The organism is Curtobacterium sp. ABR8 (genome assembly GCF_057812125.1).
In genome coordinates, this window is record NZ_CM173818.1 from 2,469,537 (window position 1) to 2,496,325 (window position 26,789).

27 protein-coding genes are annotated in these 26,789 nt (G+C 70.5%); 2 read left to right on the forward strand and 25 right to left on the reverse strand.

The features are described from left to right. Nucleotides 1-5: 5 nt before the first annotated feature. The 8 genes from ACXKZB_RS11750 to ACXKZB_RS11785 form a co-directional block, all read right to left on the reverse strand. Nucleotides 6-986 (reverse strand): aggregation-promoting factor C-terminal-like domain-containing protein, encoded by a 981-nt coding sequence (locus ACXKZB_RS11750; RefSeq protein WP_488823243.1) that lies wholly within the window; start codon nucleotides 984-986, stop codon nucleotides 6-8. Nucleotides 987-1,046: 60 nt separating this feature from the next. Continuing rightward, nucleotides 1,047-1,595 (reverse strand): DivIVA domain-containing protein, encoded by a 549-nt coding sequence (locus tag ACXKZB_RS11755; protein WP_123312303.1) that lies wholly within the window; start codon nucleotides 1,593-1,595, stop codon nucleotides 1,047-1,049. Between the two features lie 89 nt (nucleotides 1,596-1,684). Further along, nucleotides 1,685-2,629, reverse strand: a complete 945-nt coding sequence (locus ACXKZB_RS11760) for a phosphatidate cytidylyltransferase (protein WP_340196886.1) — start codon at nucleotides 2,627-2,629, stop codon at nucleotides 1,685-1,687. A 65-nt stretch (nucleotides 2,630-2,694) separates the two neighbouring features. After that, nucleotides 2,695-3,249, reverse strand: coding sequence for a ribosome recycling factor (frr, locus tag ACXKZB_RS11765; protein ID WP_123312302.1), 555 nt, complete (start codon nucleotides 3,247-3,249; stop codon nucleotides 2,695-2,697). A gap of 47 nt (nucleotides 3,250-3,296) precedes the next feature. Next, nucleotides 3,297-4,016, reverse strand: a complete 720-nt coding sequence (pyrH, locus tag ACXKZB_RS11770) for a UMP kinase (protein WP_071406376.1) — start codon at nucleotides 4,014-4,016, stop codon at nucleotides 3,297-3,299. 126 nt (nucleotides 4,017-4,142) lie between these two features. Then, nucleotides 4,143-4,970 (reverse strand): translation elongation factor Ts, encoded by an 828-nt coding sequence (tsf, locus tag ACXKZB_RS11775; RefSeq protein ID WP_123312301.1) that lies wholly within the window; start codon nucleotides 4,968-4,970, stop codon nucleotides 4,143-4,145. An 84-nt stretch (nucleotides 4,971-5,054) separates the two neighbouring features. Further along, on the reverse strand, nucleotides 5,055-5,981 hold the full coding sequence (gene rpsB, locus ACXKZB_RS11780; protein ID WP_111086086.1) for a 30S ribosomal protein S2: 927 nt from the start codon (nucleotides 5,979-5,981) through the stop codon (nucleotides 5,055-5,057). A gap of 311 nt (nucleotides 5,982-6,292) precedes the next feature. Then, nucleotides 6,293-7,735 carry a sugar porter family MFS transporter gene (locus ACXKZB_RS11785; protein ID WP_488823244.1) on the reverse strand — a complete coding sequence of 481 codons (1,443 nt, stop codon included), beginning with the start codon at nucleotides 7,733-7,735 and terminating at the stop codon, nucleotides 6,293-6,295. A gap of 323 nt (nucleotides 7,736-8,058) precedes the next feature. On the opposite strand from ACXKZB_RS11785, the gene ACXKZB_RS11790 reads away from it, so the two are divergent. Next, entirely contained in the window at nucleotides 8,059-8,679 is a 621-nt protein-coding gene (locus ACXKZB_RS11790) for a M23 family metallopeptidase (protein WP_488823245.1), read from the forward strand. 193 nt (nucleotides 8,680-8,872) lie between these two features. On the opposite strand, the gene ACXKZB_RS11795 is transcribed toward ACXKZB_RS11790, so the two are convergent. The 9 genes from ACXKZB_RS11795 to rplS all read right to left on the reverse strand — a co-directional run bounded on the left by ACXKZB_RS11795 (nucleotide 8,873) and on the right by rplS (nucleotide 16,032). Beyond that, the gene (locus ACXKZB_RS11795) at nucleotides 8,873-9,811 is read right to left on the reverse strand and encodes a tyrosine recombinase XerC (protein ID WP_488823246.1); all 939 of its coding nucleotides are present in this window, start codon (nucleotides 9,809-9,811) and stop codon (nucleotides 8,873-8,875) included. A 25-nt stretch (nucleotides 9,812-9,836) separates the two neighbouring features. Beyond that, nucleotides 9,837-11,075 (reverse strand): DNA-processing protein DprA, encoded by a 1,239-nt coding sequence (gene dprA / locus ACXKZB_RS11800; protein ID WP_488823247.1) that lies wholly within the window; start codon nucleotides 11,073-11,075, stop codon nucleotides 9,837-9,839. 5 nt (nucleotides 11,076-11,080) lie between these two features. Further along, nucleotides 11,081-12,604: a YifB family Mg chelatase-like AAA ATPase gene (locus ACXKZB_RS11805; RefSeq protein ID WP_488823248.1), complete on the reverse strand. Its 1,524-nt coding sequence runs from the start codon at nucleotides 12,602-12,604 to the stop codon at nucleotides 11,081-11,083. Then, nucleotides 12,601-12,990, reverse strand: coding sequence for a YraN family protein (locus tag ACXKZB_RS11810; protein ID WP_456795681.1), 390 nt, complete (start codon nucleotides 12,988-12,990; stop codon nucleotides 12,601-12,603). The genes ACXKZB_RS11805 and ACXKZB_RS11810 overlap by 4 nt, the downstream gene beginning before the upstream one ends. Before the next feature lie 152 nt (nucleotides 12,991-13,142). Further along, nucleotides 13,143-13,490, reverse strand: a complete 348-nt coding sequence (locus tag ACXKZB_RS11815; protein ID WP_123312293.1) for a histone-like nucleoid-structuring protein Lsr2 — start codon at nucleotides 13,488-13,490, stop codon at nucleotides 13,143-13,145. A gap of 105 nt (nucleotides 13,491-13,595) precedes the next feature. Then, the gene (locus tag ACXKZB_RS11820) at nucleotides 13,596-13,919 is read right to left on the reverse strand and encodes a DUF2469 family protein (RefSeq protein ID WP_111086072.1); all 324 of its coding nucleotides are present in this window, start codon (nucleotides 13,917-13,919) and stop codon (nucleotides 13,596-13,598) included. 184 nt (nucleotides 13,920-14,103) lie between these two features. Then, nucleotides 14,104-14,802: a ribonuclease HII gene (gene rnhB / locus ACXKZB_RS11825; protein WP_123312292.1), complete on the reverse strand. Its 699-nt coding sequence runs from the start codon at nucleotides 14,800-14,802 to the stop codon at nucleotides 14,104-14,106. Next, nucleotides 14,799-15,542, reverse strand: a complete 744-nt coding sequence (gene lepB, locus ACXKZB_RS11830) for a signal peptidase I (protein ID WP_123312291.1) — start codon at nucleotides 15,540-15,542, stop codon at nucleotides 14,799-14,801. The genes rnhB and lepB overlap by 4 nt, the downstream gene beginning before the upstream one ends. 133 nt (nucleotides 15,543-15,675) lie before the next feature. Next, on the reverse strand, nucleotides 15,676-16,032 hold the full coding sequence (gene rplS, locus ACXKZB_RS11835) for a 50S ribosomal protein L19 (protein ID WP_123312290.1): 357 nt from the start codon (nucleotides 16,030-16,032) through the stop codon (nucleotides 15,676-15,678). Nucleotides 16,033-16,199: 167 nt separating this feature from the next. On the opposite strand from rplS, the gene map reads away from it, so the two are divergent. After that, nucleotides 16,200-16,991, forward strand: coding sequence for a type I methionyl aminopeptidase (gene map / locus ACXKZB_RS11840; protein WP_488823249.1), 792 nt, complete (start codon nucleotides 16,200-16,202; stop codon nucleotides 16,989-16,991). 223 nt (nucleotides 16,992-17,214) lie between these two features. Here map and trmD read toward each other — a convergent pair whose 3' ends face one another. From trmD to aroA, 8 genes are all read right to left on the reverse strand, one after another. Then, nucleotides 17,215-17,907, reverse strand: a complete 693-nt coding sequence (gene trmD / locus ACXKZB_RS11845; protein ID WP_123312288.1) for a tRNA (guanosine(37)-N1)-methyltransferase TrmD — start codon at nucleotides 17,905-17,907, stop codon at nucleotides 17,215-17,217. Nucleotides 17,908-17,912: 5 nt separating this feature from the next. Further along, on the reverse strand, nucleotides 17,913-18,458 hold the full coding sequence (gene rimM / locus ACXKZB_RS11850) for a ribosome maturation factor RimM (protein WP_311316880.1): 546 nt from the start codon (nucleotides 18,456-18,458) through the stop codon (nucleotides 17,913-17,915). A gap of 19 nt (nucleotides 18,459-18,477) precedes the next feature. After that, on the reverse strand, nucleotides 18,478-18,714 hold the full coding sequence (locus ACXKZB_RS11855) for an RNA-binding protein (RefSeq protein WP_111086067.1): 237 nt from the start codon (nucleotides 18,712-18,714) through the stop codon (nucleotides 18,478-18,480). A gap of 3 nt (nucleotides 18,715-18,717) precedes the next feature. Continuing rightward, the gene (rpsP, locus tag ACXKZB_RS11860) at nucleotides 18,718-19,131 is read right to left on the reverse strand and encodes a 30S ribosomal protein S16 (protein WP_123312287.1); all 414 of its coding nucleotides are present in this window, start codon (nucleotides 19,129-19,131) and stop codon (nucleotides 18,718-18,720) included. A gap of 164 nt (nucleotides 19,132-19,295) precedes the next feature. Beyond that, nucleotides 19,296-21,431: an oxidoreductase gene (locus ACXKZB_RS11865; RefSeq protein WP_488823250.1), complete on the reverse strand. Its 2,136-nt coding sequence runs from the start codon at nucleotides 21,429-21,431 to the stop codon at nucleotides 19,296-19,298. A gap of 4 nt (nucleotides 21,432-21,435) precedes the next feature. Then, complete coding sequence (locus ACXKZB_RS11870; RefSeq protein ID WP_488823251.1) at nucleotides 21,436-22,281, reverse strand: SDR family oxidoreductase; 846 nt, start codon at nucleotides 22,279-22,281, stop codon at nucleotides 21,436-21,438. An 83-nt stretch (nucleotides 22,282-22,364) separates the two neighbouring features. Further along, a complete protein-coding gene (locus ACXKZB_RS11875) occupies nucleotides 22,365-23,543 on the reverse strand; it encodes an acyl-CoA dehydrogenase family protein (RefSeq protein ID WP_488823252.1) in 1,179 nt (392 codons plus the stop codon). Further along, nucleotides 23,540-26,764, reverse strand: a complete 3,225-nt coding sequence (gene aroA, locus ACXKZB_RS11880) for a 3-phosphoshikimate 1-carboxyvinyltransferase (RefSeq protein WP_488823253.1) — start codon at nucleotides 26,762-26,764, stop codon at nucleotides 23,540-23,542. Before aroA ends, ACXKZB_RS11875 begins: the two co-directional genes overlap by 4 nt. Between the last annotated feature and the right edge of the window lie 25 nt (nucleotides 26,765-26,789).

The window sequence follows — 26,789 nt, forward strand, 5'->3', positions numbered from 1 at the left end:
GCCGATCAGTACCAGTTGTTCGCCTGGCTGTGGCCCCAGGCGCCGCACGGGGTGCCGTAGACCCCGGAGATGTAGTTGAGACCCCACGTGATCTGCGTCGCGGGGTTCGTCTGCCAGTCGGCGCCGGCGGTGGCCATCTTGCTGCCCGGGAGCGCCTGCGGGATGCCGTACGCACCGCTGGGGTTGTAGGCGTTCACCCGCCAGCCGGACTCCTTGTTCCACAGCGAGACGAGGCAGTTGTACTGGTCGGTCCCCCAGCCGCGGGCGGTGACCAGCTGCAGGGCGATGGCCTGCGCGCTGCCCGCGTCGGGCGTCGCGGCCACGGCTGCGAGGGTGTTCGCAGCGGAGACGCTCTCGGTCTCGGTCGCCGCGGCGTCGGTCGTCTCGTCGGTGGTGGTGGCGTCGTCGGCTTCTTCCTCGACGACGGGCTTGACGACCTTTGGGGCCGGGACGGTAACGCCGTAGCCGTCGCGGTCTGCGGCGGCTTCGCCGTAGGTGCCGTGCGCGGTGTACTGCTGCGGGGCCTGCGGCGTCTTCACGAGCACCGGGGTGTCGACCGCGGCCTGTGCGACGTCGGCCTGGAGCGGGTTGAACAGCGACGCCCCCACGAAGAGGAAGACCCCGACGAACGAGAAGGCCGGCACGGACGAACGCTTCCGTGCGAAGGCGTTCACCGCGGCGGCAGCGCCCTGGGTCGACTGCTGCGCGGTCGCGGTCCGCTGCTTCGCGGCGCGCGGGTCGACGCGGGCAGCGGGTGCCTCGTGCGCGAACGCGGCGATGCGTTCGTCGGACACGCGGTTCGCTGCGACCGACTTCGGCGTCGCGACCGGGCCGGTCTCCGGCAGGACCTGCGGGTTCGCCTGGAGCACCGAGGTGTCCGCCGTACGGGTTCGGTTCAGTGCCGCGCGGCGCTCACCCGAAGCCTTGAGGCTCAGGTGCTCGCGGAGATCGCGGTCGGAGCTGTGGTCTGCCGTGTGCCTGCCCATGAGTAGGACCAGGGTAACGGAACGATCACGGAAAGCGAAGCACCTGGGGACAGCGCGTCGTCAGCGGACGGCGAGCATGACCTCGACGACGGCGTCGAGCAGCGCGTCGACCTGGGCCTCGCGGTAGCCGCCGTGCTTCGGACGGAACACGATGGACCGCACCTCGGTGAGACTCAGCGGCTTGCCCTCGCGGAAGTACCCGCCGAGTCGGGCGGCGAACGCGTCGACGTCCTTCGGGTGGTAGCCGGTGCCGAGGATGCTCACCCGGTTGAACCGCTGCCCGTCCGGACGCTCGAGGCGGGCCACGACGTCGGAGGCCTTCGTGCGGGCCTCGGCGTACCAGGCCTTCTGGCCGGCGTCGCCGATCTCCCGCTCGCGTTCACGTGCGGCGAAAGCGTCCTCGAGCCGCTCCAGTGCTGCGTCGACGTGCGAGGTGGAGTACCCGCCCTTCCGCATCGAGAACGCGGTGGCGCGGATCTTCGCGGCCTCGATGCCGGGGGCGCTGTCGTCGGCGGAGTACGCGCGACGGGCGTCCTCGAGGAAACGCTCGACTTCATCGACGTCGTATCCGAGGGCGGAGCGGGCTGCGGTCGGGAAGGTGGTGGCCACGGCGTCATTCTGCCAGTCCCGACCCGTTGCACAACCTGGACGCGCTGAGGGCGGCGCTCAGGCTGGCCGACGGGGTCGATCGATGTCGGTCAGTGGTTGACGATCAGGTACAGCACGTACGCGACCGCAGCCGACGGCAGGATGCTGTCGATGCGGTCGAGGAGTCCGCCGTGCCCGGGCAGGAAGGACGAGATGTCCTTGATGCCGAGGTCGCGCTTGATCATCGACTCGGTGAGGTCGCCCAACGTGGCCGACCCGGAGATGAGGACCCCGAGCACGACGCCGGTCCACCACGGCAGTCCGAGCATGAGCCAGGCGACCAGGATGCCGACGACGATGCTCGCCGCGACCGACCCCGCGAAGCCCTCCCAGGTCTTCTTCGGGCTGATCCGTGGCGCCATCGGGTGCTTGCCGAGGTTGAGCCCGGTCGCGTAGGCGCCGGTGTCGACGGCCACGACGACCAGGATGAAGCCGATCACCCAGAGGTTGCCCTGCGGCTGTGCGGAGAGCAGCACCACGCAGGCGCCGAGCAGCGAGATGTACGCCTGCACGAACAGCCCGTTGGTGAGGTCGCGGAACACGTTGCCGGCCGACGGCTTCTGCCGCGACACCGCGACCTCGACCAACCGCCACAGGCTGATCAGGACGATGCCGCCGAGCAGCGTGAAGAGTGCCGCGATCTGGCCGAGCAGGAACGCCGCCGGCACGATCGCGATCGCGACGGCGACGCTCGGGATCCGCGGGACGTCACGGCCCGCGAAGCGCATGGCGCTCGTGAGCTCGTAGACACCCACGCCGAGCAGGAACGCCGCCACGACCATGAACGACGGCGTCCAGATGAGGAGCGTGCCGAGCATGACGACGGCGAACGCGAGTGCGATGCCGATCGCCGCCGGCAGGTTGCGCCCGGTCCGTGCGGTCAGGGCCTCGTTGCGCGCGCCGAAATCCGCCTTGCGCTGCCGGAGCTGCGCCTCGAAGTCGGTGCGGGCCGCTCGGGCACGCGCATCGAAGTCCTGGCGGAGCCCCTTCTTCACGGGCCCGGTCTGCTCGGGTCCGTGCTCTGCTGTGGGGCGTTCACCGCCCTGTTCCGGGCGGCGCATCAGACCTCGAGGAGTTCGGCTTCCTTCTTCTTCAGCGAGTCGTCGATCTGGTCGACGTGCTTCTTCGTCAGGACCTCGAGGTCCTTGTCGCCGCGCGAGATCTCGTCGTCGGAGATCTCGCCCTTGAGTGCGTCGAGGTCGTCCTTGGCCTTGCGGCGGATGTTGCGGATGACGACCTTGTGGTCCTCACCCTTCGTCCGCACGAGCTTCACGAACTCCTTGCGGCGGTCCTTGGTGAGCTCCGGGATCGTCACGCGGACGATGTCACCGTCGTTCGTCGGGCTGGCGCCCAGGTTCGGGAACGTCGCGATGGCACGCTCGATCTCCTTGAGCGCCGTCTTGTCGTACGGCGTCACGATGAGCGTGCGCGCCTCGGGCGTCTGCAGCGACGCGAGCTGCGCGAGCGGCGTCGGCGTGCCGTAGTACTCGACCGGGATCTTCTGGAAGAGCGCCGCGTTGATGCGGCCGGTGCGGACGGTCGAGAAGTCGTCCTTGGCGACCTCGACAGCCTTCGCCATCTTCTCGGTGGCTTCGGTCAGGACATCACTGATCACGGTGTTACTCCTTCGGTACTGGCGTCGAGTCTAGTCAGCGGTGCAGGTCAGTTGCTGACCACGGTGCCGATGCGCTCCCCGCGGATGGCGGCCTGGACGTTGCCGTCGCCCTCCATGCCGAAGACGTGCATGGGCATGCCGTTGTCCATGCAGAGGGAGAACGCGGTGGCGTCGACCACCTTGAGGCCCTTCAGGAGCGCGTCCTGGTACGTCACGTGGTGCAGCTTCTCGGCGGTGGCGTCCTTCTTCGGGTCCGCCGTGTAGACGCCGTCGACACCGTTCTTGGCGACGAGGACCTCGTCGGCCTTGATCTCGAGTGCCCGCTGCGCCGCGACCGTGTCGGTCGAGAAGTAGGGCAGGCCCGCCCCGGCGCCGAAGATGACGACACGGCCCTTCTCGAGGTGCCGCTCGGCGCGCCGCGGGATGTACGGCTCGGCGACCTGGGTCATCGCGATGGCGGACTGCACGCGCGTCGCGGCACCGGCCTGCTCGAGGAAGTCCTGCAGCGCGAGCGCGTTCATCACGGTGCCGAGCATGCCCATGTAGTCGGCACGGCCGCGGTCCATCCCGCGCTGCGAGAGCTCGGCGCCGCGGAAGAAGTTGCCTCCACCGACGACGATCGCGATCTCGACCTCGCGCGCGGCGACGGCGATCTCCTTGGCGATGGTCCCGATCACGTCGGGGTTCACGCCGAGCGATCCGGCACCGAAGGCCTCTCCTGACAGCTTCAGCAGTACGCGGCGTCGTCCGGTCTTCTCGTCGGTCATCTGGTCGCACCCTTCGTCGTGGTCTCGTGGAAATGTACTCGCGGATGTGTCGCGGGTGTGTCGCGCCCGGAGGCGCGAAAAACGGGGCCAGGAACCTGGTTGGTTCCTGACCCCGTCACGGGTTCGTTACGCGCCGACCTTGACGCGGGCGAAGCCCTGGATCGTGATGCCGGCGTTCTCGGCGGCCTTCGCGACGGAGATCTTGTTGTCCTTCGCGTAGTCCTGGTCGAGGAGCGACACCTGCTTGATGTAGGCGTTCACCCGGCCCTCGACGATCTTCGGGAGCGCAGCCTCGGGCTTGCCCTCCTCGCGCGTGATCGCCTCGACGGTTGCACGCTCCTTGGCGATCTCGTCGGCCGGGACCTCGTCGCGGGTCAGGTACGTCGGGTTCGCGAACGCGACGTGCTGGGCGATCGAGCGGGCCTCGGCAGCGTTGTCGCCCTCGTACGCGATGACGACGGCGATCTGCGGCGGCAGGTCCTGGCTGGTCTTGTGCAGGTAGATCTCGAAGGCCGAGCCCTCGACACGGCGGACCGTGCGGACCTCGAGCTTCTCCCCCAGCGCGGCGGCCGACTCGTTGACGACCTCGAGGACGGTCTTGCCGTCCAGCGGGGCGGCGTTCGCGGCGGCGACGTCGGCTGCACCAGCAGCCGCGACGGCGCCGAGCACCTTGTCGGCGAGGGTCGTGAACTTCTCGTTCTTCGCGACGAAGTCGGTCTCGCTCGCGAGCTCGACGACCGTGGCGGCGCCGTTCTCGGAGGTCGCGACGACGACGCCCTCGGAGGTGGCACGGTCGTCGCGCTTGGCGACGGCCTTCGCACCCTTGATGCGGAGCAGCTCGACGGCCTTGTCGTAGTCGCCGTCGGCCTCGACGAGCGCGTTCTTCGCGTCCATCATGCCGGCGCCGAGGTCCTCGCGGAGCTTCTTCACGTCAGCAGCGGTGAAGTTTGCCATTGACTGAGTCCTTTCTGGACTGTACGTGTGTGGAGAGTGGTGACGCAGGCGCCGGACCCGATCGGGCCCGGCGCCTGCGACAGGTCACTCGGCGGGGGTGGTCTCCGCGGCTGCCTCGGCCTCGGCCGTCGGCTCCGCGTTCTTCGCGTCGTCGGCGATCGGCTCGCCGATCTCCTTCGCGGCGACCTGCGCGTCGGCGTTGTTCTCCTCGACGGTCGCACCCTCGGGAGCGGCGTCGGCGGACGGCGTCGCGGCGTCGCCACCGAGGAGCTCCTGCTCCCACTCGGCGAGGGGCTCTGCGGCCTCTTCGTCGTCGCCACCGTTGTGGCGGGTCTTCAGGCCCTCGGCCGCGGCGTCGGCGACGATGCGGGTGAGGAGACCGACGGAGCGGATCGCGTCGTCGTTGCCCGGGATCGGGTACGTGATCTCGTCGGGGTCGCAGTTGGTGTCGAGGATGCCGATGATCGGGATCCCGAGCTTCTGCGCCTCGTCGACGGCGAGGTGCTCCTTCTTGGTGTCGACGATCCAGAGCGCGCTCGGGGTCCGCGTGAGGTTGCGGATACCACCGAGGGTCTTGTGGAGCTTGTCCAGCTCGCGCTTCTTGATGAGGAGCTCCTTCTTGGTGAAGCCCTTCGTCGTGTCGTCGAAGTCGATCTCCTCGAGCTCCTTCATGCGCGCGAGGCGCTTGGAGACCGTCTGGAAGTTCGTGAGCAGACCGCCGAGCCAACGCTGGTTGACGTACGGCTGGCCGACGCGGGTCGCCTGCTCGGCGATGGAGCCCTGCGCCTGCTTCTTGGTGCCCACGAAGAGGATCGTGCCACCGTGCGCGACCGTCTCCTTGACGAAGTCGTACGCGCGGTCGATGAAGGCCAGCGACTGCTGCAGGTCGATGATGTGGATGCCCGAGCGCTCGGCGAGGATGAAGCGCTTCACCTTCGGGTTCCACCGACGGGTCTGGTGTCCGAAGTGGACGCCGCTGTCGAGCAGCTGGCGGATGGTGACGACGGCCATGTGCCGTCCTCCTTCTGTGTTCTCGGCGCACAGCTTCGCTGTGCCCCTGTTGCGGTTGTGTCGAGCACGACCGGAGGTCGTGATCCCTGGTGTCCTGGCACGCGACCGCCCGCTCGTGAGAGCGGGACCGGTGGTCGGGTGCCGGTCGAGTACGGCGAACCGTTGTCGACCCTGTGGACACGCGAAGTCAGCGCGCATCAGCGCACTGCTGGAGAAATGCTAGCAGACAGGAGGCCCGGATCACGCGCGCCGACCGGCTGACGTGATCCGGGCCTCCTGTCCGGTGTTCTGGGTGTGTCAGACGCGACTCATCACGCCTTCGCGTTCACCGTGTCGCCCTCTGCGGAGATGCCCATCTCCTCGAGCGAGCGGCCCTTGGTCTCGGGGATCTTCGCGATGACGAAGAAGAACGAGATCAGCGCGAACAGCGCGTAGATGCCGTACGTGACCGTCAGGTTGAAGCCGGACAGCACCGGGAACGTGATGGTGACGATGAAGTTCGCGACCCAGTTGGCGGCCGAACCTATGCCGAGCGCCGTGGCGCGGATGCGGTTCGGGAACATCTCGCCGAGCAGCACCCACATGAGCGGACCCCACGTCGCACCGAACGACACGACGAACAGGTTCGCGAAGACGAGGGCGATGACGCCCCACGAGCCGGGCAGGCTCGGGTTGCCGTCGACGATCGTGGACTGCGAGAACGCGATCGCGACCATCGCCAGCGAGATGAACATGCCCGCGGAACCGGTCACCAGGAGGGGCTTCCGCCCGACCTTGTCGACCAGGAAGATCGCGATGAAGGTCACGGCGACGTTGACCACCGAGGTGATCGTCGAGATGAGGAACGAGTCGCTCTCCTTGAACCCGACGGCCTGCCAGAGCGTCGTCGAGTAGTAGAAGATCACGTTGATGCCGACGAACTGCTGCAGCACGGCCAGGATGATGCCGACCCAGACGATGGGCTGCAGGCCGAAGCGGTTGCCCCGGATGGAGCCCTTCTTCTCGTTCGCTTCCTTCTTGATGCCGTCCTGGATCTCCTCCAGGCTCGTGTTGACGGTCTCGCGCGGGACGATCTTGGTCATGACCTCCCGTGCGTCCTCGGTCCTGCCCTTGGCGAGCAGGTACCGCGGCGACTCCGGCAGCGTGATCGCCAAGATGCCGTACACGACCGACGGGATCACGCCGACCAGGAACATCCAGCGCCAGGCCGGCAACCCGAGGACGACCTCGGAGGCGCCACCGGCGGTGACGGCGAAGAACTGGTCGGACAGCAGCGCGGCGAAGATACCGAGCGTGATCGCGAGCTGCTGGAACGAGGCCAGACGCCCGCGGATCGCCTTCGGCGACACCTCGGAGATGTACGCCGGCGCGATCACCGAGGCGGTCCCGATGCCGAGGCCGCCGACGAGGCGCCACAGGACGAAGTCCCACGTGGCGAACGCGAAGCCGGAGCCGATCGAGCTCACCAGGAACAGGACAGCGGCCCAGAACATCACCCGGGTGCGGCCCCAGCGGTCCGCGAGGCGACCGGCGAAGTAGGCGCCGAACGCACAGCCGATGAGGGCGGACGCGACCGCGAAGCCGCTCGCCGCCTCGGACAGGCCGAACTCGCCCTTGATGGCCTCGACGGCGCCGTTGATGACCGACGAGTCGAAACCGAAGAGGAAACCGCCCACCGCTGCTGCGATGGCGAACGCGGTGACCTTCCCCTTGAACGCACGGTCCTCGCCGTGCCCGGTGGCTGTGTTGGACACGATGCTCCTGGGTTCTGCCGGCCGTGCTGCTGTGGGCACGGTGCCCCGGCGGTCGGCTCGTTCGCCGTCCGTGCGGCGTTGCGTGGTCCGGAGCGGCCCCGACTGTACTCCTCGTGGGGGATGTGGTCATAACCGGGTGCGGGTGTGCGGGTGCGGGCTTGGTGCCGGCTCGACTCGGAACGACACCCTCGACGTCGTGCGACATCGAGGACGTCGTCCGTTGCGGTCGCGCTGTCCCTCCACAGGCCGGGAGGCCCGCCCCACCATCCACGGGCAGGCCCACCTCGGCCGTGTGGCCGGTCTGGGCCGGACAGAGTGGCGGCATGCTCCTGTTCCCCGGCTCCGGTGCTCCGCTGCCCGCGGTCGCGGGCGTCGTGGCGAAGGCGCTCGGTCTGCTCGGGCTGCTCGGTCTGCTCGGGGCGCTCGGCCTGGTCGGGGTGCTCACCGCCTCGTCGGCCACACCGACGCCGGTGCCGGATGGCCTGCTCGACCAGCGGGACTGTACGGCGGCGACTCGCGCTGCGGAACCGTGGGTCTGGCCGACCGGCACACGGGTGGTCGAGCGCGGGTGGGAGCCCCCGTCCGACGACTACGCCGCCGGTCACCGCGGGATCGACGTCCCTGCGCCGATCGGCACGCTGGCGGATGCGGTCGACGGCGGCACGGTGGCGTTCGCCGGACCTGTCGGCGGCCGAAGCGTCGTGACCATCGACCACGGCGGAGGGCTCGTCAGCACCCTCGACTCGGTGCAGCCGCTCGTCGCCGCAGGGGACGACGTCCGACAGGGCGATCCGGTCGGGCGGGTGTCCGTCGGGCACTGCCCGGCCACGGCGCCGTGCCTGCACCTCGGCGCGCGGGTGGACGGCCGGTACGTGAACCCGATGCCGTACCTGCCGCCGGCGGAGTGGCCCGTCCTGCTGCCGGAGTCCGCCTGGCCCGGGTGAGCGTCGGCGAAGCGCTGGTCGATGTGACTCGGACGGGGCGGGTACGACGGGCGGCGTAGTGCCCCGATCGGGCGGGCACGCCGCTTGCGCCGGCCCCGTTCCTGCAGGCGTGGCGATCGCGCCAGTCGCGCCGGTCGCGCCGGTCGCGTTCCCGCGAGCGCGGCGCTCGCGTGTCAGGCGCACCGGTCGCGTGTCAGGCGCGCGGGTGGGCCGTCCGGTAGACCTCGCGCAGCCGCGCCGAGGACACGTGCGTGTAGATCTGCGTCGTCCCGAGGCTCGCGTGCCCGAGCAGTTCCTGCACCGCACGCAGGTCCGCTCCCCCGTCGAGTAGGTGCGTCGCCGCGGTGTGCCGGAAGGTGTGTGGTCCGCTCGGCCCCTCACCGGGCAGGTCGCCGAGCAGTCGAGCGACCACGCGGTACGCGCTGCGCACCCCGAGCCGACCGCCCTGGTCGCCGAGGAACAGAGCGGTGCTCGGAACACCGGCCCGCTCTGCGAGGGTCGAACGCCCTCGCGACGTCCACGCCTCGAGCGCGTCGCGAGCCGGGACGCCGAACGGGACGACCCGCTCCTTCCCGCCCTTCCCGAGCACCCGGACCGTGAGGCGCCCGCGATCGACGTCCGCGACGTCGATGCCGACGAGTTCGCTCACCCGGATCGCCGCGGCGTACAGCAACTCCACGAGTGCCAGGTCCCGCAGCGCCCCCGGATCGTCGGTCGCCGCACGGACCGCGAGGCCGTCGAGCATCCCGCGGACCTGGTCGGCCGACACCACCCGTGGCAGGTGCGAACCACCCTTCGGCGCACGGAGCCGCACACCGGCGTCCGTCGCTGTCACCCCGGTCTCGCTCGCCCACCGGGTGAACGCCCGCACCGACGACGACCGGCGGGCGATCGTCGACCGGGCAAGCCCCCGCTGGTCGGCTTCCCACAACCAGTCACGGAGGAGTTCGAGGTCGACACCGTCGATGCCGACGACACCACGCCGCGCGGCGAACTCGATGAACTGCTCGAGGTCGTTCGCGTACGCGCGCAGCGTCTGTTCGCTGAGGCCCCTGGCGTGTCGAGCGTGCCCGAGGAACGTGTCGACCGCTGCCACGAGTCGCCCGTCCGTCTGCTCCGCTCGGTCCACCACGTCGTCAGCGTACGGCTGGCCGACGTCATGCGCGGCCCCACCCGCCGCTGCTGTGCGCCACGAGCCCCTGCAGCTGCGCGAGCGCGAGCGCATCCGCCACCTCGGCTCCGGACAGCCCGGACCGACGAGCGATCTCGACCTCTGGCAGGGCGCGACGGCCGAGCGCGTCGAGGACGCGGACGACCTCCGGATCACGCTGGACCGACACGAGGGGCTGGTCCGGCACCGCGGATGCACCGGACGCGGTTACCGGGCGCAGCGCGGCGATCGGGTCCCCCGGGTGCACGACGAGTTGTGCCCGGCCCTGCGCCACGAGCCGGTGGCACCCGACCGACGCCGAGGACGCGAACGCCCCCGGCACGGCGAACACCGGGCGGCCGAGTTGGCCGGCGTGGTGCGCGGTGTTGAGCGCGCCGGATCGCGCGCCGGCCTCCACGACGACCGTGGCGTCCGCGAGGGCGGCGATCAACCGGTTCCGTGCCAGGAAGCGCCACCGGGTCGGCCGTGTCCCCGGCGCCGACTCGGCCAGCAGCGCCCCCTGCCGAGCGACGTTGCGGAGCAGCTGGACGTTGCCGGCGGGGTAGAGCTGGTCGATGCCCCCGGCGAGGACCGCAACCGTCGGCGCGCCGGCGGCGATCGCGACGCGGTGTGCGACGGCGTCGATGCCGTAGGCGCCACCGCTGGTGATCGTGCAACCGGCGTCCGCTGCCGTCGAGGTGATCTCGGCGGCGGCCTCGGCCCCGGCGACGGTGTTCGCCCGCGATCCGACCACGGCCAGTGCGGGTGCACCGTCAGCGACGCTCGCTGTGGCGCTGCGCGTCCAGAGCACGAGCGGGGCGTGCGGGCCGAGATCGTCGAGCGCCGTCGGCCATCCAGGAGCACCGGGAACGAGCAGTCGGGCACCGACGCTCTCGGCCGCGGCGACGACGTCGGCCACGTCGGACCGGGCAAGCCGCGGTCGCCACCGGTCGATCGCCGTGCGCAGGACACCGTCGAAGGCGTCGGCGTCCTCTGCCCCGGGCACGCCGGCCTCGACGCAGTCGGCGAGCAGCTCGTCGAACGCACCATCCGCCGCCGACAGGACCGAGCCCAGGGCGCGCTGCGGACCGAAGGCAGCCATCAGCTCGCCCGCGACGGAGTCCCCCGGTTCCACGATCACGGACCACGCGACCCGGGCTGCGGTCTCCACCGGATCCGACGTGTCGTCGGCTCCGAGGATCCGCCGGATCGCGACGAGGAGTTCGCCGCCTCGTCCGGACCCCACGCCGTTCACAGTGCGCTCCGCAGGGCGAGGGCGCCCCGGACGTGGGTCCTGGTCGGACGGTCGACCGCATCGAGGTCGGCGAGCGTCCAGGCGAGCCGCATCACCCGGTCCCAGCCCCGCATGGTCAGGGTGCCGAGGTCGAGCGCCCGGTCGAGCTCGGTGGTCGAACCCGGTTCGATCCGACCGTCCGCCCGCAGCCACGCTCCGGTCACCTCGGCGTTCTTCGTCCATCCGGTCCCTCGGAGGCGTGCAGCCATCCGTGCCCGGGCAGCCGCGACCCCGGCGCGGGCCTCGGCCGTCGTCGGAGCGCTCCCGTCCGCACCGCGCATCTTCCCCGTCGTCACCCGGGGGACGAGCACCCGGATGTCCATCCGGTCGAGCAGCGGTCCGGACATGCGTCCGAGGTAGCGCCGGACCGCACTCGGCGGGCACTCGCACGGCTGTCCGTGCGCGCCACCGGCGTTCCCGCACGGGCAGGGGTTCGCGGCGAGCACGACCTGGCACCGCGCCGGGAACTCGGCGGCCCCCGCTGCGCGGTGGATCGTGATCCGCCCCGACTCGAGCGGCTGCCGGAGCGCATCGAGCACCGCCCGGGGGAACTCCGGCGCTTCGTCGAGGAACAGGATGCCGCCGGTCGCCCGCGACACCGCTCCCGGTCGCAGCACACCGGACCCTCCCCCGATCAGCGAGATCGCCGATGCCGAGTGGTGCGGGGCCTCCCACGGGGGCTTCGTGCTCCACGATGCCGAACCGAGTCCGGCGACGGACCGGACGGCCGCGACCTCCAGCGCGGTCGCGTCGTCGAGGTCGGGCAGGAGTCCGGGGAGCCGCTCGGCGAGCATCGTCTTGCCGGCACCGGGCGGACCGAGCAGGAGGGCGTGGTGTCCGCCGGCCGCGGCGGCGATGACGGCGCGCACCCCGATCGGGTTGCCGACGACGTCCGACAACTCGGCCACCGGGCGTTCGACCGTCGGCACCGGCACCGGCAGCACCGCTTCGACCTCGACCGGCGGCAACAGCGCTCCGGCGTCGATCGCGGCCGCCCGGAGCGAGTCGACTCCGGTGGTGCGCACGCCGTCGACCACGCGCGCTTCGGGCAGGTTGCCGATCGGCAGCACGACCCGGTCGGCCCCGGCGTCTCGCGCGGCCAGCAGCATCGGGATGACCCCGGCGACCGGTCGGACCCGGCCGTCCAGGCCGAGCTCACCGATGTAGACGATGCGCTCGCTGACGTCAGGGGCGAGCCCGGCCGCGGCGAGCACCGCCATGGCGATCGCCAGGTCGAACCCGGAACCGCGCTTCGGGATCGCCGCGGGCGTCAGGTTCACCGTGATCCGGCGTGCCGGCAGTGGACACCCGGCGTTCGCAGCAGCGGCTCGGACCCGCTCGCGCGCCTCGCCGAGCGAGGTGTCGGGCAGTCCGATGATGCTGAACGCGGGCAGTTGGCTGGTCAGGTGGGCCTCGACCTCGATCCGGCGGCCGGTCACCCCGAGCAGGGCGACGGCCGCAGCACGACCGATGGCCGTCACAGCACACCCGCCAGGTGTTCCACGGCGGTCCGGGGCCCGTCGACGTGCACCGCGACGACGTCGATACGGACGGCGCGTGCATGCACTTCGGGATGAGCGTCGAACCACTCGGGGACGAGTCGTCGCATCCGGGCGCGCTTCGTCACCGTGATCGCCTCGAACGGATGTCCCGTCGCCGTCCCGGATCGGGTCTTCACCTCGATGAACGCGAGCGTGCAGGAATCCCACGCGACGATGTCGATCTCGCCACGGGCACACCGCCAGTTCCGTTCGAGGACCCGGAATCCCCGGCTTTGCAACCATGCCACGGCCCGGTCTTCACCGAACCGCCCCAAGCGACCGTTGCGGAGTGTTCGTCCGGGCGGATCCTGCACCTTCTGTTCCATGTCGTTGCCTCCGCGACAACGATCGCGCGGCCGGCCGCGGCGGACAGCGCAGACGGTATATCTGTGGAATCAGATGCGGACGACCCGCTTTGGGGAGGAATGACGAAGGACCCGGGTGATCGCGATCACCCGGGTCCTTCGTCAGCAGCGGATCAGTGTGCGGCTGCGTACGCTTCCTGCACCTGGGTCGAGATACGACCACGGGTCGAGACCTCGTAGCCGTTCTCCTTCGCCCATTCGCGGATCTTGCCGAGCTCTTCCGAGTTCCCGCGCTTCGGGGCCGACTTCGGAGCCGTGCCACCGGTACGACGACCGGAGACCTTGCGCGCTGCTGCGATGTAGTCGGAGATCGCTTCACGGAACTTGTCGACGTTGTCGTTCGTCAGGTCGATCTCGTACGACGATCCGTCGAAACCGAATTCGACCGTGCGTCCTTCACCGGTGGTGATGGGGGAATCGTCGAGGTCGTCGACGAGCTGGACGGTGACCTTCTGTGCCATGCGCGGCTCCTGTTCATTGGACGGGAAATCCCGATCAGAATACCGCGTGGAATTGCCGAACGTCACCGATCACCGGCGATTCATCGAATGTACCGGAAATGAAGATCACTCGTCGAGTGCGAGTTCCTTCGGGAGTTCGAGTTCTCGCGACGTCAGTTCTTCGACATTCACGTCCTTGAACGTGAGGACGCGCACGCCCTTCACGAACCGGTCGGAACGGTAGACGTCCCACACCCAGACGTCGTTCATCGTCAGTTCGAAGTAGAAATCGTGCTCGGTGTCCCGGCGCACGAGTTCGACCTCGTTCGCCAGGTAGAAACGTCGCTCCGTCTCGACCACGTAGCGGAACTGCGACACGACGTCGCGGTACTCGCGGTACAGGGCCAGCTCGACCTCGCGGTCGTAGTCGTCGAATTCGTCCTCATCCATTGCGCCCACAGTCTACGGCGACAGCAGCAGCAGCGCGCGACCTCGACACGTGCCCCCACCTGAGCTCATCGAGGTTCCACAACACGCCGCCTGCGTTCCACCGAGGTTCCACGACCGCGCGGGAGGTGCGCCGAGATGCCGAGATTTCGGAACCTCACGGGTGCGGGACAGGAGGGAGCAGCCGTCAGCCGACGAGCGCGTCGAAGCCGTCCAGCGAGACGCTCGAGGCCTGGTGCAACCACGACTTCCGGTGCAGGGCGTGCGCCCCGACCGTGCGGATGGCGTCGTAGTGCGCGGTCGAGCCGTAGCCCTTGTTCGACGCCCAGGCGTAGTGGGGCGCCTCGTCGTGGGCAGCGATCATCAGGGCGTCCCGCGCGACCTTCGCCACGATCGACGCCGCGGCGACCGATGCGCAGTCGCGGTCGGCCTTGACCTGCACGACGACCTCGAGCGGGTCCGTGGGTGGCCGGAGGGACGCCGGGACGGCTCGGGTGAGCCAGTCGAAGGACCCGTCCAGCACGACCACGGCGCCGTCGAGCGACAGGCCTCCGGCGACGAGCGACTCGAGCGCCTGCGCTCCCGCGGCACCGAGCGCCGGGACGATCCCCTGCCGGTCGACGTACTCGGCGGACGCCATGCCGACGGCGGTGCGCGCCCACCGTGTGACGACCGGGACCAGGTCCGTCCGGCGGGCAGCCGACAGGAGCTTCGAGTCGGCCAGGCCCTGCGGGACCCGTCCGACGTCGATCGTCACGGCCGCGACGCCCACGCCCACAGGGCCGGCGATCGCGCCGCGTCCGACCTCGTCCATCCCGATGACCGTGACACGGCCGGCGCCGAGCAGGCGCTTCTCGACACGCAGGGACGGGCGGACGGCGGTCACTGGTCGCGCTCCTCCACCCCGGCGAACACCTCGGGGTGGTCGTCGAGCCACGTCCAGCGGCTCGTCGGCCAGGAGATCACGAAGGCGCGGCCGGTCACGTCGGACAGCGGCACGAACCCCTTCGACGGGGTGTCCCCGTTGTAGCGGGAGTCCTTGGAGTCGTTGCGGTTGTCGCCCATCACCCAGATGGTGCCCTTCGGCACGGTGACGGAGAAGTCGGTCGCCGATGCGGGAGCGCCGGCCGGCAGTTTGAGGTACGGCTCCTTGATGGGGACGCCGTTCACGGACATCTGCCCGAGGTCGTTGCAGCAGGAGACCTTGTCACCCGGCAGGCCGATCACGCGCTTGATGAGATGGTCGTCGCTGTCACCGGTCCCGAGACCGATCTGCGTCAGCACCCAGTCGATGGCCTTGGCGGGCTGGGTGTCGGGCGTCACGCTCGGCACCTCGGACCCGGCGAGCCATCCGCCCGGGTCCTTGAACACGACGACGTCGCCGCGCTTGAGCGCCACGGCACCCGGGACGAGTTCGTTGACGATCACGCGGTCGTTGATCTGCAGCGTGTTCTCCATCGACGCCGACGGGATGTAGAACGAACGGATCAGGAACGTCTTGACCAGGAACGACACGAGCAGTGCCGCGATGAAGATGATGACGAGGTCGCGGAGGAATGTGAGGATCCCGTTGCGCTGTTTCTCGGGCCGGGGCCTGCGCCCGGATTCCTCTGTCGTGTCCGTCATTTCCGCTCTCGTTCACACCGCGTCCGCCCGGGTTCAGCGGGCGCAAAGGGAAAGCCCCCCGTCGATGCACAACCGTACATCGGCGAGGGGCCAGCAGCGGCGTCCGGCTCGCGGACGCTCACTGTGAAGGCGATCAGGCGTCGCGCTTCTCCTTGATCTTGCGGCGGGCCGCCTTGCCGCGGAGCTCGCGCAGGTAGTAGAGCTTCGCGCGACGGACGTCACCCTTGGTGACGATCTCGATGTGGTCGATGATCGGCGAGTGCACCGGGAACCAGCGCTCGACGCCGACCTGGAAGCTCACCTTGCGGACCTTGAAGGTCTCGCCGACGCCGTGGCCCTGACGGCCGATGACGACACCCTGGAAGACCTGGATACGCGAGCGCGTGCCTTCGACGATGTTCACGTGCACCTTGATGGTGTCTCCGGCGCGGAAGTCCGGGACGTCGGTCCGCAGCGATGCTGCGTCGACGTTGTCGAGGAGCTGACTCATGGCTGTTCTACTCTCTGCGGACGCACACGGGTCGCCGCGGATCGATGTCTGATGAAGTGGTGGTGCGTGCCCGGTGTCGGCGACTCCCCCGTGGCAGAGTCCAGCCAGGGCACAGCGATCCATACTGCCACACGGAACGCCGGGGGCAAAACAGCGAGGATGGACCCATGATCGAACTGCGCACCCCCACCGAACTCGACGGCCTGCGTGTCGCCGGTCGGTTCGTGGCCGACGTCCTCGACGAGCTGCACGACACCGTCGACGTCGGCGTGAACCTGCTCGAGCTCGACCGCGTCGCCGCGCGGATGATCGCCGAGCGGGGCGCCGAGAGCTGCTACGTCGACTACCACCCGTCGTTCGGCAAGTCGCCGTTCGGCAAGAACCTCTGCACCTCGGTGAACGACGCCGCGCTGCACGGTCTGCCCTTCGACCACGTGCTGCAGGACGGTGACCTCGTCAGCCTCGACTTCGCCGCGAGCGTCGACGGCTGGGTGGCGGACTCCGCCGTCTCGGTGCAGGTCGGGACGCCCCGCGACGAGGACCAGGCACTCATCGCCACCGTCGAGCGCGCACTCGCCGCCGGCATCGCGCAGGCGGCGCCGGGCAACAAGCTCGGCGACGTGTCGCACGCGATCGGACACGTCGCGAAGCAGGCCGGCTACGGCGTCAACCTGCAGTTCGGCGGCCACGGCGTCGGTCGCACCATGCACGGCGACCCGCACGTGCCGAACGACGGACGTCCGGGCCGCGGCCTGAAGCTCCGGCCGGGCCTGGTGGTCGCAGTCGAACCGTGGCTCATGCAGGGCACCGACGAGCTGTACCAGGACGACGACGGTTGGACGCTCCGGAGCGTCGACGGCTCACGTGCAGCGCACGTCGAGCACACCGTCGCCGTCACCGAGGCCGGACCCGAGGTCCTGACCCTGCGCCGCGCCCAGCGCGCCGACCCGACCGCCTGACGGACGGGAGGACGGTGCAGGCCCGCCCCGCGCCTCCAGTCCGTCACGGGTCGCGACCAGTGCCCCGAAGCGACAGATCTCGGCTGCGCCCGCCGTCATGTGCGCGACGGCGACAGTTGCCCGCGGATGTCCCACGGCAGACTGTCGCTTTCGCGAAAGCGACAACCGGCAGCCGACAACCGGCAGCCGGCAGCCGGCAGCCGGCAGCCGGGGCAGGAACGCGCTACGCGTCGGGCAGCAGGTCGGGCCGGACGCGACGCGTCCGCTCCACCTGCTGCTCGTGCCGCCAGGCGCCGACCCGCGCGTGGTGCCCGCTGAGCAGCACGTCGGGGACGTCGAAGCCGCGCCACGAGGCGGGCTTCGTGTACGAGGGGTACTCGAGCAGACCGTCCTCGTGGGACTCCTCGACCAGGGACTCGGGGTTGCCGACGACGCCGGGGACGAGTCGGCCGACGGCTTCGATCATGGCCATCGCCGCGACCTCGCCGCCGTTGAGCACGTAGTCGCCGAGCGAGAGCTCGACGACCGAGCAGCGTGACGCCGCCCACTCGAAGACGCGGGCGTCGATGCCCTCGTAGCGCCCGCAGGCGAACACGAGGTGGTCGGACGTCGACGCGAGCGAGCGCGCGATGGACTGCGTGAAGGGCGTGCCGGCGGGGGTCGGGACCACCAGGGTCGACGAGCCGTCCGGCCGGAGCAGCGCGTCCAGTGCCTGCGCCCACGGCTCGGGCTTCATCACCATGCCGGCGCCGCCGCCGTACGGGGTGTCGTCGACGGTGCGGTGCCGGTCGGTCGTCCACGAGCGCAGGTCGTGCACGTGCAGGTCGAGGATGTTCTGTTGCCGGGCCTTGCCGAGCAGGGACACGTCCAGCACGGAGAAGAACTCCGGGAAGATCGTGACGATGTCGATCCGCACGGCAGCTAGTCCGTGACCGTCTCGGGCCGGGAGGTGTCCTCGGGGTCCTCGAACAGGCCCTGCGGCGGTGTGACCGTGACGGTGCCCGCCGCGATGTCGACCGCCGGCACGATGGCCGCGACGAACGGCACGAGGACCTCGCCGCGGGACGGGGTGTCGATCGCGAGCAGGTCCTGCGCCGGCATGTGGTCCACGCGGGCGACGGTGCCGACCTCGACGCCGTCGCGCAGGACCTTCAGCCCGACGAGCTGGTGGTCGTACCAGGCGTCGTCCTCACCGGTCTCGGCGTCGGCGTCCTGCTCGACCCAGAGGATGATGCGCGCCAGGGACTCGGCCGCGGTGCGGTCGTCGATCCCGGCGAAGAACGCGACGGGGTGACCGTTGTACCAGCGGAGTTCGTCCAGCTCGAGGGTCTTGCCCGACCACGGTGAGTCATCGGGGACCTGGAGCGTGAACGTGGCACCGGGGGTGAACCGACGATCCGGGTCGTCGGTGTAGAGCTCGAGCTTGATGCCGCCCTTGAGCCCGTGTGCCTTCGTGATGCGACCCACCCGGAGCTGGGTCGTCTCCCTAGGAATCGGTGTCGACCACGTCGACCCGCACCCGCTTGCCGTCGGCCAGGGCCGAGACGAGGGTGCGGAGTGCCTTGGCGGTCCGCCCGGCACGTCCGATCACGCGGCCGAGGTCCTCGGGGTGCACGCGCACCTCGAGGACCTCGCCCCGCGGGGAGGTGGAGCTGGCGACGCGCACGTCGTCAGGGTGATCGACGATCCCCTTGACGAGGTGCGTCAGCGCGGATTCGAGCAAGGACTACGCCTCGGTCGTCTCGTCGGCGGTCTCGGCGTCGTCGGCCTTGGCGGCGGGAGCCGTCTTCTCCGACTTCGGCTTGAGGACGGCCTTCTTCGAGGAGTCGACCTGGAAGGCCGGCTTCGGCTCGGCGACCTTGACCTTGGACGCGGTGTCCTTCTCGCCCTTGAACTTGGCCCAGTCGCCGGTCAGCTTGAGGAGGGCCGCGACCTGCTCGGTCGGCTGCGCGCCGACGCCGAGCCAGTACAGCGCACGCTCGGACTCGATCTTGATGACCGAGGGCTCCTCGGTCGGGTGGTACTGACCGATCTCCTCGAGGACACGACCATCGCGCTTGGTGCGCGAGTCGGCGACGACGATGCGGTAGTAGGGCGCACGGATCTTACCGAGACGCTTCAGACGGATCTTGACAGCCACAATTGCTCCTGTTTGCTTACGTTGTGGTTGAACCGGAACCGCGGGCGTGGGGGCACACACGGTGAAAGCTCGAGAGAGATCGCTCACAGCTGGATAGAGGGTCGAGCTGCGGCGATTCGACCGTTCATTCTTACAGATTCCCGGCCGCGATGCGAGCCGACGCGCTACGGCGCGAGTCGCCGGACCGCTTCGAGGGCCTCGGACGTCGCGCGGACCGCGTCCACGCTCCGTGCGTCGCGAGCGCCGCCGACGACGGCGAACGGCACACCGGCGGCCTGGAGGCCCGACACGAGTCCGCCGGGCACGTCGCCATCGGCGTCGGTCGCGCGTTCCTGCCCGGCGCAGACCACGACGCTGTCCGCGGGGATCGCGCGCTCCTCGCCGTGCTCGTCGCGGATCCAGAGGGCGCCGGGCTCGATGCGCAGGTACTCCTGCACGCCGCCGACCATGCGCACCCCGGCGTCACGGAGGCGACCGATGGCGACCCAGCGCGAGGTGATCCCGACGCCCTGGCCGAACTTGCCCGAGCGGCGGAGCACGGTGACGTCGGAGCCCGGCCGGATCGTGCGTGACGCTGCGGGCAGTCGCTGGGGCACGTCGCCGACGAGTGCACCGGAGACGTCGAGGTCCCAGCGGGCCGCGAACTCGGTGGCCCGGACGGCCTCGTCGGGCGACTCGGTCAGGAACGCCGCGGTGTCGACGCCGATGCCACCGCCGCCGATGATCGCGACGGTGCCGGCCGGCACGCCCTCGCGGAGTGCCCGCTCGTACGACAGGACGTGCGGCAGGTCGCTGCCGGGGACGTCGACGTCCCGCGGGACCACCCCGGCGGCGAGGACGACGGCGTCGCTGCCGGCGAGGTCGGCGGCCGTCGCCGGGCGTCCGAGGTGCACGGTTGCACCGCGCTCGTCGAGCTCGGCGCGGGCGGCCCGGACCGTCGCGGCGTAGTCCTCCTTGCCGGGGACGAGGGCGGCGAGGCCGAACTGGCCGCCGAGCCGGTCGGCGGCCTCCCACACGGTGACGCGGTGGCCGCGTCGGGCGGCGTCGACGGCGGCGGCGAGGCCGGCCGGTCCTCCGCCGACGACGTCGACGCGCTTCGGGTCGGTGGTCGGACGCGCCGGGAACGCGACCTCGCGGGCGGCGCGCGGGTTGACCAGGCAGGAGACCGGCGCGCCGATGATCGAGCGGTCGAGGCACGCCTGGTTGCAGCCGATGCACGTGTTCACCAGGGCGAACCGGCCCGCGAGCGAGCGGTTCACGAGCGCCGGGTCGGCGAGGAACGGCCGGGCCAGGGCGACGGCGTCGATGGTCCCGTCGGCGAGGACGGTCTCGCCGTCGCGCAGGTCGGTCATCCGGTTCGAGGCGATCACGCGGACGTCGGGGTACGACGACGCGCGCACGACCCCGGCGATGCGCGTGGCGTAGTCGAGCCAGGCACCGTGCGGCACCGCGGCCTGCACGGTCGGGGTGCGGGACTCGTGCCAGCCGATCCCCACCGAGATGCCGTCGATCCCGAGCGGCAGCAGGTCGTGCACGAGGGCGTCGACGTCGTCATCGGTCGAGGACCCGGGCATCAGGTCGGCGCCGGAGAGCCGGATCGTCACGGCGAGCCCGGGCACCGCGGTGCGCACCGCGCGGACCACCTCGATCGTGAAGCGCCGGCGACGGACGGCGTCACCGCCCCACTCGTCGTCGCGCAGGTTCGTCAGCGGCGACTGGAACTGGTTGATGAGGTAGCCCTCGGACGCCATGATCTCGACGCCGTCGAACCCGATGTCGCGTGCGGACCGGGCCGCGGCGGCGAAGTCCTCGATGGTGCGCTCGACCTCGGCAGCGGTCAGTGCCGTCGGCACCACGCCGCGGGCGGCCGCCCACGGCAGGGCCGTCGGTGCCACCACCCGCTGGGGTTCGCCGTGCCGGTCGACCATCCCCGCGGCGAGCGCGTAGCGACCGGCGTGGAAGAGCTGGGCGAGGATCGTGGAGCCCTCCTCGTGCACGGCGTCGACCGCCGTACGGAACCGCTCGTCCGCTCCCCCGACGCCGAACACGGCGAAGTCGGGGCCGCCCCGGGCCTCGTCGTTCACCGCGATGCCGCCCGTGATGATGCACGCCGCGCCGCCGGCCGCCCGTTCGCGGTAGAACGCCGCCATGCCGGCCCCGCCGTCGTCGTGCACCTCGAGGCCGGTGTGCATCGACCCCATCACCACCCGGTTGGCCAGGTGCAGGGGGCCGAGGGTCCAGGGTGACGCGACGGTCCGGAGGGAGTCCGGCACGACGGGGGCGGAAGCGACGCTGCTCATGCGCCTATTCTGCGGTGTCCGCGCCCGCGGCGTCGGCCGGCAGCACCGCGTCGCGGAGCGGCGACGTCGTGTCCGCCCAGAACGGCGGCGCGATCACGGTCAGCCCGCCGTCGACCGACAGCACCTGCCCGGTGATGTACCCGGCCTTGTCCGACAGCAGGAAGTCCACCGCGTCGGCCATGTCGTCGGCGGTGCCGGGGCGCTGCAGCGGGAGCTTCTCGAACACGGAGTCGATCGGCGCCTGCCCGGGGACCTTCGTGTAGAAGTACTCGAGCGAGTCGGTGTCGATGAGGCCGCCGTTCACCGCGTTGACGGTGATCTGACGCGGCCCGAACTCGACCGCCATGTACTTCATGTACGACTCGCTCATCGCCTTGGCGGCACCGAGTGCGGCGTAGGTCGGGAAGGCGCGGAGCGATCCGTACGAGGTCACGACGACGATGCGGCCACCGTGGTCCATCAGCTCGGCAGCGCGTTGCGCCCCGAGCACGAACGAGCGGGCGTTGGTGGCGTAGCTGCGGTCCAGGTGGTGCAGCTTGAGCTCCTTGACCGGCTTGAACGCGCTGGCGGCAGCGTTCGCGACGAAGTAGTCGAGGCGGCCGTAGGTGTCGCGCACCAGGTCGAACAGGGCGTCGATCGACTCCGGCTGCTCGATGTCGACCTGCGCGGTGATGCCGTCGCCGCCGGCGGCCTTGACGTCGGCCAGCGACTCCTCGGCCAGGTCGGCGTTGCCCTTGTACGTCACCACGACGGTGACGCCGCGCTGGCCGAGCTTCTGCGCGAGCAGGCGGCCGATGCCGCGCGAAGCGCCCGTGATCAGTGCGATGGGTGCGTTGGTGGTGTCGGTCACTGCGGTCCTCTACGTGCGTGGGGAAGGACGGGAGGCGCGGGGCGGTCCCGCCACGGGCCTCCCGTCCGGTGGGTGGTGGTGGTCTAGAACCCAGCCGTGCCGGTGACGACGGCGCGGCCGACGACCAGCTTCTGGATCTCGTTGGTGCCCTCTTCGAAGCGCTGCGCGCGCGCGTCGCGGTAGACGCGCTCGATCGCGTTGCGCTTCCAGTAGCCCTGGCCGCCGTGCACCTGCAGGGCCTTGTCGGTGACGCGGGCGAGCATGTCGACGGCGACCATCTTCGAGGCGCTGGACAGCGTGCCGGCGTCGGGACGGTCCTCTTCGTAGGCGCGGGCGGCCTCGAGCACCAGGGCGCGGGCGGCGGCGATGTCGGCGTAGTTCTCGGCCAGGTAGAACTGGATCGCCTGGCGGCTGGAGAGCTGCTTGCCGAAGGTCTCGCGCTTGTTGGCGTACTCGACGGCGAGCTCGTTCGCCCGCTCGGCGAGTCCGACGGCGCTCATCGCGACGGACACACGACTCGGCAGCAGGAAGCCGCCGAGCGCGACCTCGAGCCCCTGGCCCTCGGCGCCGAGCAGCGCACTGGCCGGCACGGGCACGTCGCTGAAGCGCAGGATCGCGTGGTCGGTGCCGCGGATGCCCATGGTGTCGGAGTCGTCGATCACCTCGGCACCCGGCAGCCCGCTGTTCGGCATGAGGAACGCGACCGTGCCGTCCTGACCGGTGGTGCCCTCCAGGCGGGCGGCGATGAGCCAGTAGTCGGCCTTGACGCCGAACGTGATGAGGTGCTTCTCGCCGTTCATCACGTAGGTGTCGCCCTCGCGGCGGACGGTGGTCCGGATGTCCGCGCCGGTGCCCGCGGTGGCCTCGGTCAGGGTGAACGCGACGAGCGTGTCGCCGGCGACGGACGGCTTGACGACCTGCTCGATCTGCTCCGGCGTCGCGTAGGGGGCCATCGCGCGCCACGTCCCGTTGATGACGTGCACGAGCATGCGGATCGACGCGTGCGAACGCGACACGATCTCCATGATCTCCAGGTAGCGCGAGAACGGGATGGCCCGTCCGCCGAGCTCGGTCGGCGCCGCGAGCGACAGCCACCCCTTGTCCTTGAGCTCCTGGAAGAGCTCGGGGGCGACCTGGCCGGTGCGCTCGATCTCCTCGGCCCACTCCTCACCACGGCCGCGGACCCACTCGGTGACCTCGGCCTTGAGCTGCTGGAAGGCGGCTTCGTCGAAGCCGGTGCTCGTCTGCTCGACGATCGTCATCGTGTCTCGTTCTCCTTCGTCGCGACGAGCGCGGCTGCCTGCTCGCGCAGGGTGTTCTTCTGGACCTTGCCGACCGCGTTGCGCGGCAGTTCGTCGATGTACTCGAGCCGCTCCGGCCAGTAGTACTTGCTCACGCCCGCCTTGTCGAGTGCCTGCTGCATCGACGGGAAGTCGAGCTGCTCGGCGCCGGCGGCCGGCACGACGAACGCGCAGGCACGCTCACCGAGTCGGGCGTCCGGCATGGCGACGATCGCCACGTCGGTGACCAGCGGGTGCTGGTAGAGCAGGTTCTCGATCTCGACGACCGGGATCTTCTCGCCACCGCGGTTGATGACGTCCTTGACGCGACCGGTGATCGACAGGAAGCCGTTCGCGTCGACCTTCGCCAGGTCGCCGGTCCGGTACCAGCCGTCCTCGGTGAAGACGTCGTCGGTCAGGTCCTGGCGGTCGAGGTACCCGTCGAACATGGTCGGCGAGTGCAGCTCGAAGTTGCCCTCGGTGTCGGCGGGGAGCTCGTGGCCCTCGTCGTCGACGATCCGGATCCGGATGCCCGGCAACGCACGGCCGTCGTTCCCGTACGCGGCAGCCGGGTCGTCGCTCGGACTGGACAGGGCGCCGAGGCACGTCTCGCTCGTGCCGAACGCGCCGAGGATCGCCGTGCCGAGCACCGTCGCGGCCCGCTGGGCAAGCGCCCGCGGCACGGCGGCACCGGTCGGCACGAAGATCCGCAGCGACTCGGGCTGGGCGGCACCGGCTTCGACCAGGTCGACGAGGTCGGTCAGGAACGGGGTCGCGCACTGCACGAACGACGCCTTCGCGACGCCGAACGCCTGCTCGAGCGCGACCGTGCCGTCCCACACGGGCTGGATGACCTGCGGCGCACCGAGCCGGAACGCCAGCAGCATGCCGTACAGGAACCCGGTCTGGTGTGCGAGCGGCGACGGGATGTAGATCCGGTCCGCGCTCGTCAGGCCGGACTGCGCGACGTGCATCGCCGTGGCCAGACCGAGGGTGCGGTGCGGGTGTTGCACGCCCTTCGGCTCCCCCGTCGTGCCCGAGGTGAAGAGCAGCTGGCACACGTCGTCGGGGCCCGGCGCACGCGACGTGATCTCGTCGACGTCGACGTGCACCGCGTCGAGCGCGTTGTCGAAGTACCGCCAGTGCCAGTCGCTCGCCGCCACCCGGTCCAGGGCGTCGGCGGGCAGCGGCGGCTGGTTCGTCGGGGCGTCGACCTGCCCGCGCGCCTCGGACCGGAGCACGATGACGTGCTCGACCGACAGCCGGCGCTGCTGGGCCTTCGCCTCGTCGATGACGTCGAGGAGCTCGAGCGCCGGACGGCGCTTGCGGAAGACGTTCGGCAGGAACACCACCCGCGCACGCGACCGGGCGAGCGTCATCGTCGTCTCGCGCGGGCCGAACACCGGCATGATCGGCGTCGCGACGGCGCCGATCTGGATCGCCCCGAGCGTGATGGACACGAACTCGCGCCAGTTCGGCAGCTGCATGGCGACCGACTCGCCCGTGCGGACCCCGAGTTCGAGCAGGAGCGCGGAGACCTTGTCGGCCTCGTCCTGCAGCTCGCGCCACGTGGTGTTCACGGGGGCTGCTCCCCCGACCTCGATGACGGCGAGGCCGTCGGGGTCACTGGTGGCGAGCGCTCGAACCTTCTCGCTCAGCACCAGGGGGTCGGCGTCGATGCCGGCGAGCTCGGGCGGTTCCGTGCTCGTGGGCTGGACCGCCTGCTGCTCGCCGAGGTCGGTGCGCTCGCCGTCGGCGCGCTCGCCATCGGTGCGCTCGCCGAGGTCGGTGCGTGCATCGGCCATCTCGGCGGCCTCGGCCGCGTCGGCCCGGTCGTCACGGGCGATCTGCGCGGCGAGGGCGTCGCCGACCTCCATGTCGAGGCCGACGGAGTTCATCGCCTCGAGGAACGTCGGGTAGGAGATCCGGTAGGCCCGCGGGTAGGTCAGCCCCGAGGTGCCGCGCGCCTTCGAGGCCGCGACGGCCAGCGACATGAGCACGCGGTGGTCGTTGAACGACGACATCTGCGCGCCGTGCAGTCCCTCGGCGCCGACACCGGTGACGCGGAGCTCGTCCGCGCCCTGCTCGGCCCGACCACCCATGCGGTTGAGCTGCAGCATGGCCGCGACGCGGTCGGACTCCTTCAACCGGATGTGCGCGACGTTCCAGAGCCGGGTGGTGCCCTCGGCGAAGGTGGCCATCGTCGACAGGACCGGCAGCAGGTCGGGGATCGGCTGGCAGTCGATGTCGAGCGGTCGGAGCGGGGAGCCGTCGTGCTCGATGCGCACGAACCCGGTCTCCTCGTCGATCCGCATCGGGACGCCCATCGCCGTCGCGAGGTCGAGGAACTCGCTCTCCGGGTGGTCGGTCTCGGCGGTGGTGAAGGCCGTCATGCCGCGCAGGAGCAGGTTCGACTCGCGGATGCCCGCAGCGGCGATGCCGAACGCGGCAGAACCGATGTCCGGCGGGATGACGTAGTCGTGCGGGGTGGCCTGCTGGTTCGCCGGGATCCGGTACTCGAGCCAGTCGTCGGAGACCTCGACGGTCAGTCCGAACTGCCGCATCATGCGCACGGTGAGCTCGACGTAGGGCTGCTCGTTCAGCCGGCCGCCGGTGATGTGGATCCGGGTCTCCTGCTCGGCGAACGGGGCCACCAGCAGCAGGCCGGAGACCCACTGCGACAGGGTGCCGGCGATCGTGACGTCGCCGCCGCGGGGGCGCTTCGGCTGCACGGTGACGGGCGGGCAGTCGTTCGTCGCCTCGAGCTCGACGCCCATCTGGGTCAGCGACGTCAGCAGCGCCTTGATGGGCCGCCGCTGGAAGTACTTCATGCCCGCGAGCGTCATCGGCTTGTCGGCGAGTGACGCCAGACCCGTCATGAAGTAGAGCGTGGTGCCGGACGACCCCATGTTCAGGATGCCGTCGGCACCGCGGGACCCGTGGTCGACGACGTCGGTGGCCGCGTACCGGCCGCCCAGCCCGGTGACGTGGTACTCGTTCCCGCGACGCTTGACGTCGACGCCGAGGGCACGGAGCGTCCCGACGGTCCACTCGACCTGGCGGGTGGCGCTGATGCCGGAGACGATGCTCGTGCCCTTCGCCAGCGACGCGAGCACCAGGGCGCGGTGCGCGTGGTACTTCGAGACGGGGACGTCGAGCTCCCCGACGAGTGGTGCGGACGTGCCGCGCACGACCAACTGCATGTGTACCTCTTCCTGGGTGATCCCT

Coding starts and splice junctions, on each gene's coding strand:
- ACXKZB_RS11750 (WP_488823243.1), bottom strand. CDS start 986: ATGGGCAGGCACACGGCAGACCACAGCTCCGACCGCGATCTCCGCGAG.
- pyrH (WP_071406376.1), bottom strand. CDS start 4,016: ATGACCGACGAGAAGACCGGACGACGCCGCGTACTGCTGAAGCTGTCA.
- tsf (WP_123312301.1), bottom strand. CDS start 4,970: ATGGCAAACTTCACCGCTGCTGACGTGAAGAAGCTCCGCGAGGACCTC.
- rpsB (WP_111086086.1), bottom strand. CDS start 5,981: ATGGCCGTCGTCACCATCCGCCAGCTGCTCGACAGCGGCGTCCACTTC.
- ACXKZB_RS11790 (WP_488823245.1), top strand. CDS start 8,059: ATGCTCCTGTTCCCCGGCTCCGGTGCTCCGCTGCCCGCGGTCGCGGGC.
- ACXKZB_RS11810 (WP_456795681.1), bottom strand. CDS start 12,990: ATGGAACAGAAGGTGCAGGATCCGCCCGGACGAACACTCCGCAACGGT.
- ACXKZB_RS11815 (WP_123312293.1), bottom strand. CDS start 13,490: ATGGCACAGAAGGTCACCGTCCAGCTCGTCGACGACCTCGACGATTCC.
- ACXKZB_RS11820 (WP_111086072.1), bottom strand. CDS start 13,919: ATGGATGAGGACGAATTCGACGACTACGACCGCGAGGTCGAGCTGGCC.
- lepB (WP_123312291.1), bottom strand. CDS start 15,542: ATGACGGACACGACAGAGGAATCCGGGCGCAGGCCCCGGCCCGAGAAA.
- rplS (WP_123312290.1), bottom strand. CDS start 16,032: ATGAGTCAGCTCCTCGACAACGTCGACGCAGCATCGCTGCGGACCGAC.
- map (WP_488823249.1), top strand. CDS start 16,200: ATGATCGAACTGCGCACCCCCACCGAACTCGACGGCCTGCGTGTCGCC.
- ACXKZB_RS11865 (WP_488823250.1), bottom strand. CDS start 21,431: ATGAGCAGCGTCGCTTCCGCCCCCGTCGTGCCGGACTCCCTCCGGACC.
- ACXKZB_RS11875 (WP_488823252.1), bottom strand. CDS start 23,543: ATGACGATCGTCGAGCAGACGAGCACCGGCTTCGACGAAGCCGCCTTC.
- aroA (WP_488823253.1), bottom strand. CDS start 26,764: ATGCAGTTGGTCGTGCGCGGCACGTCCGCACCACTCGTCGGGGAGCTC.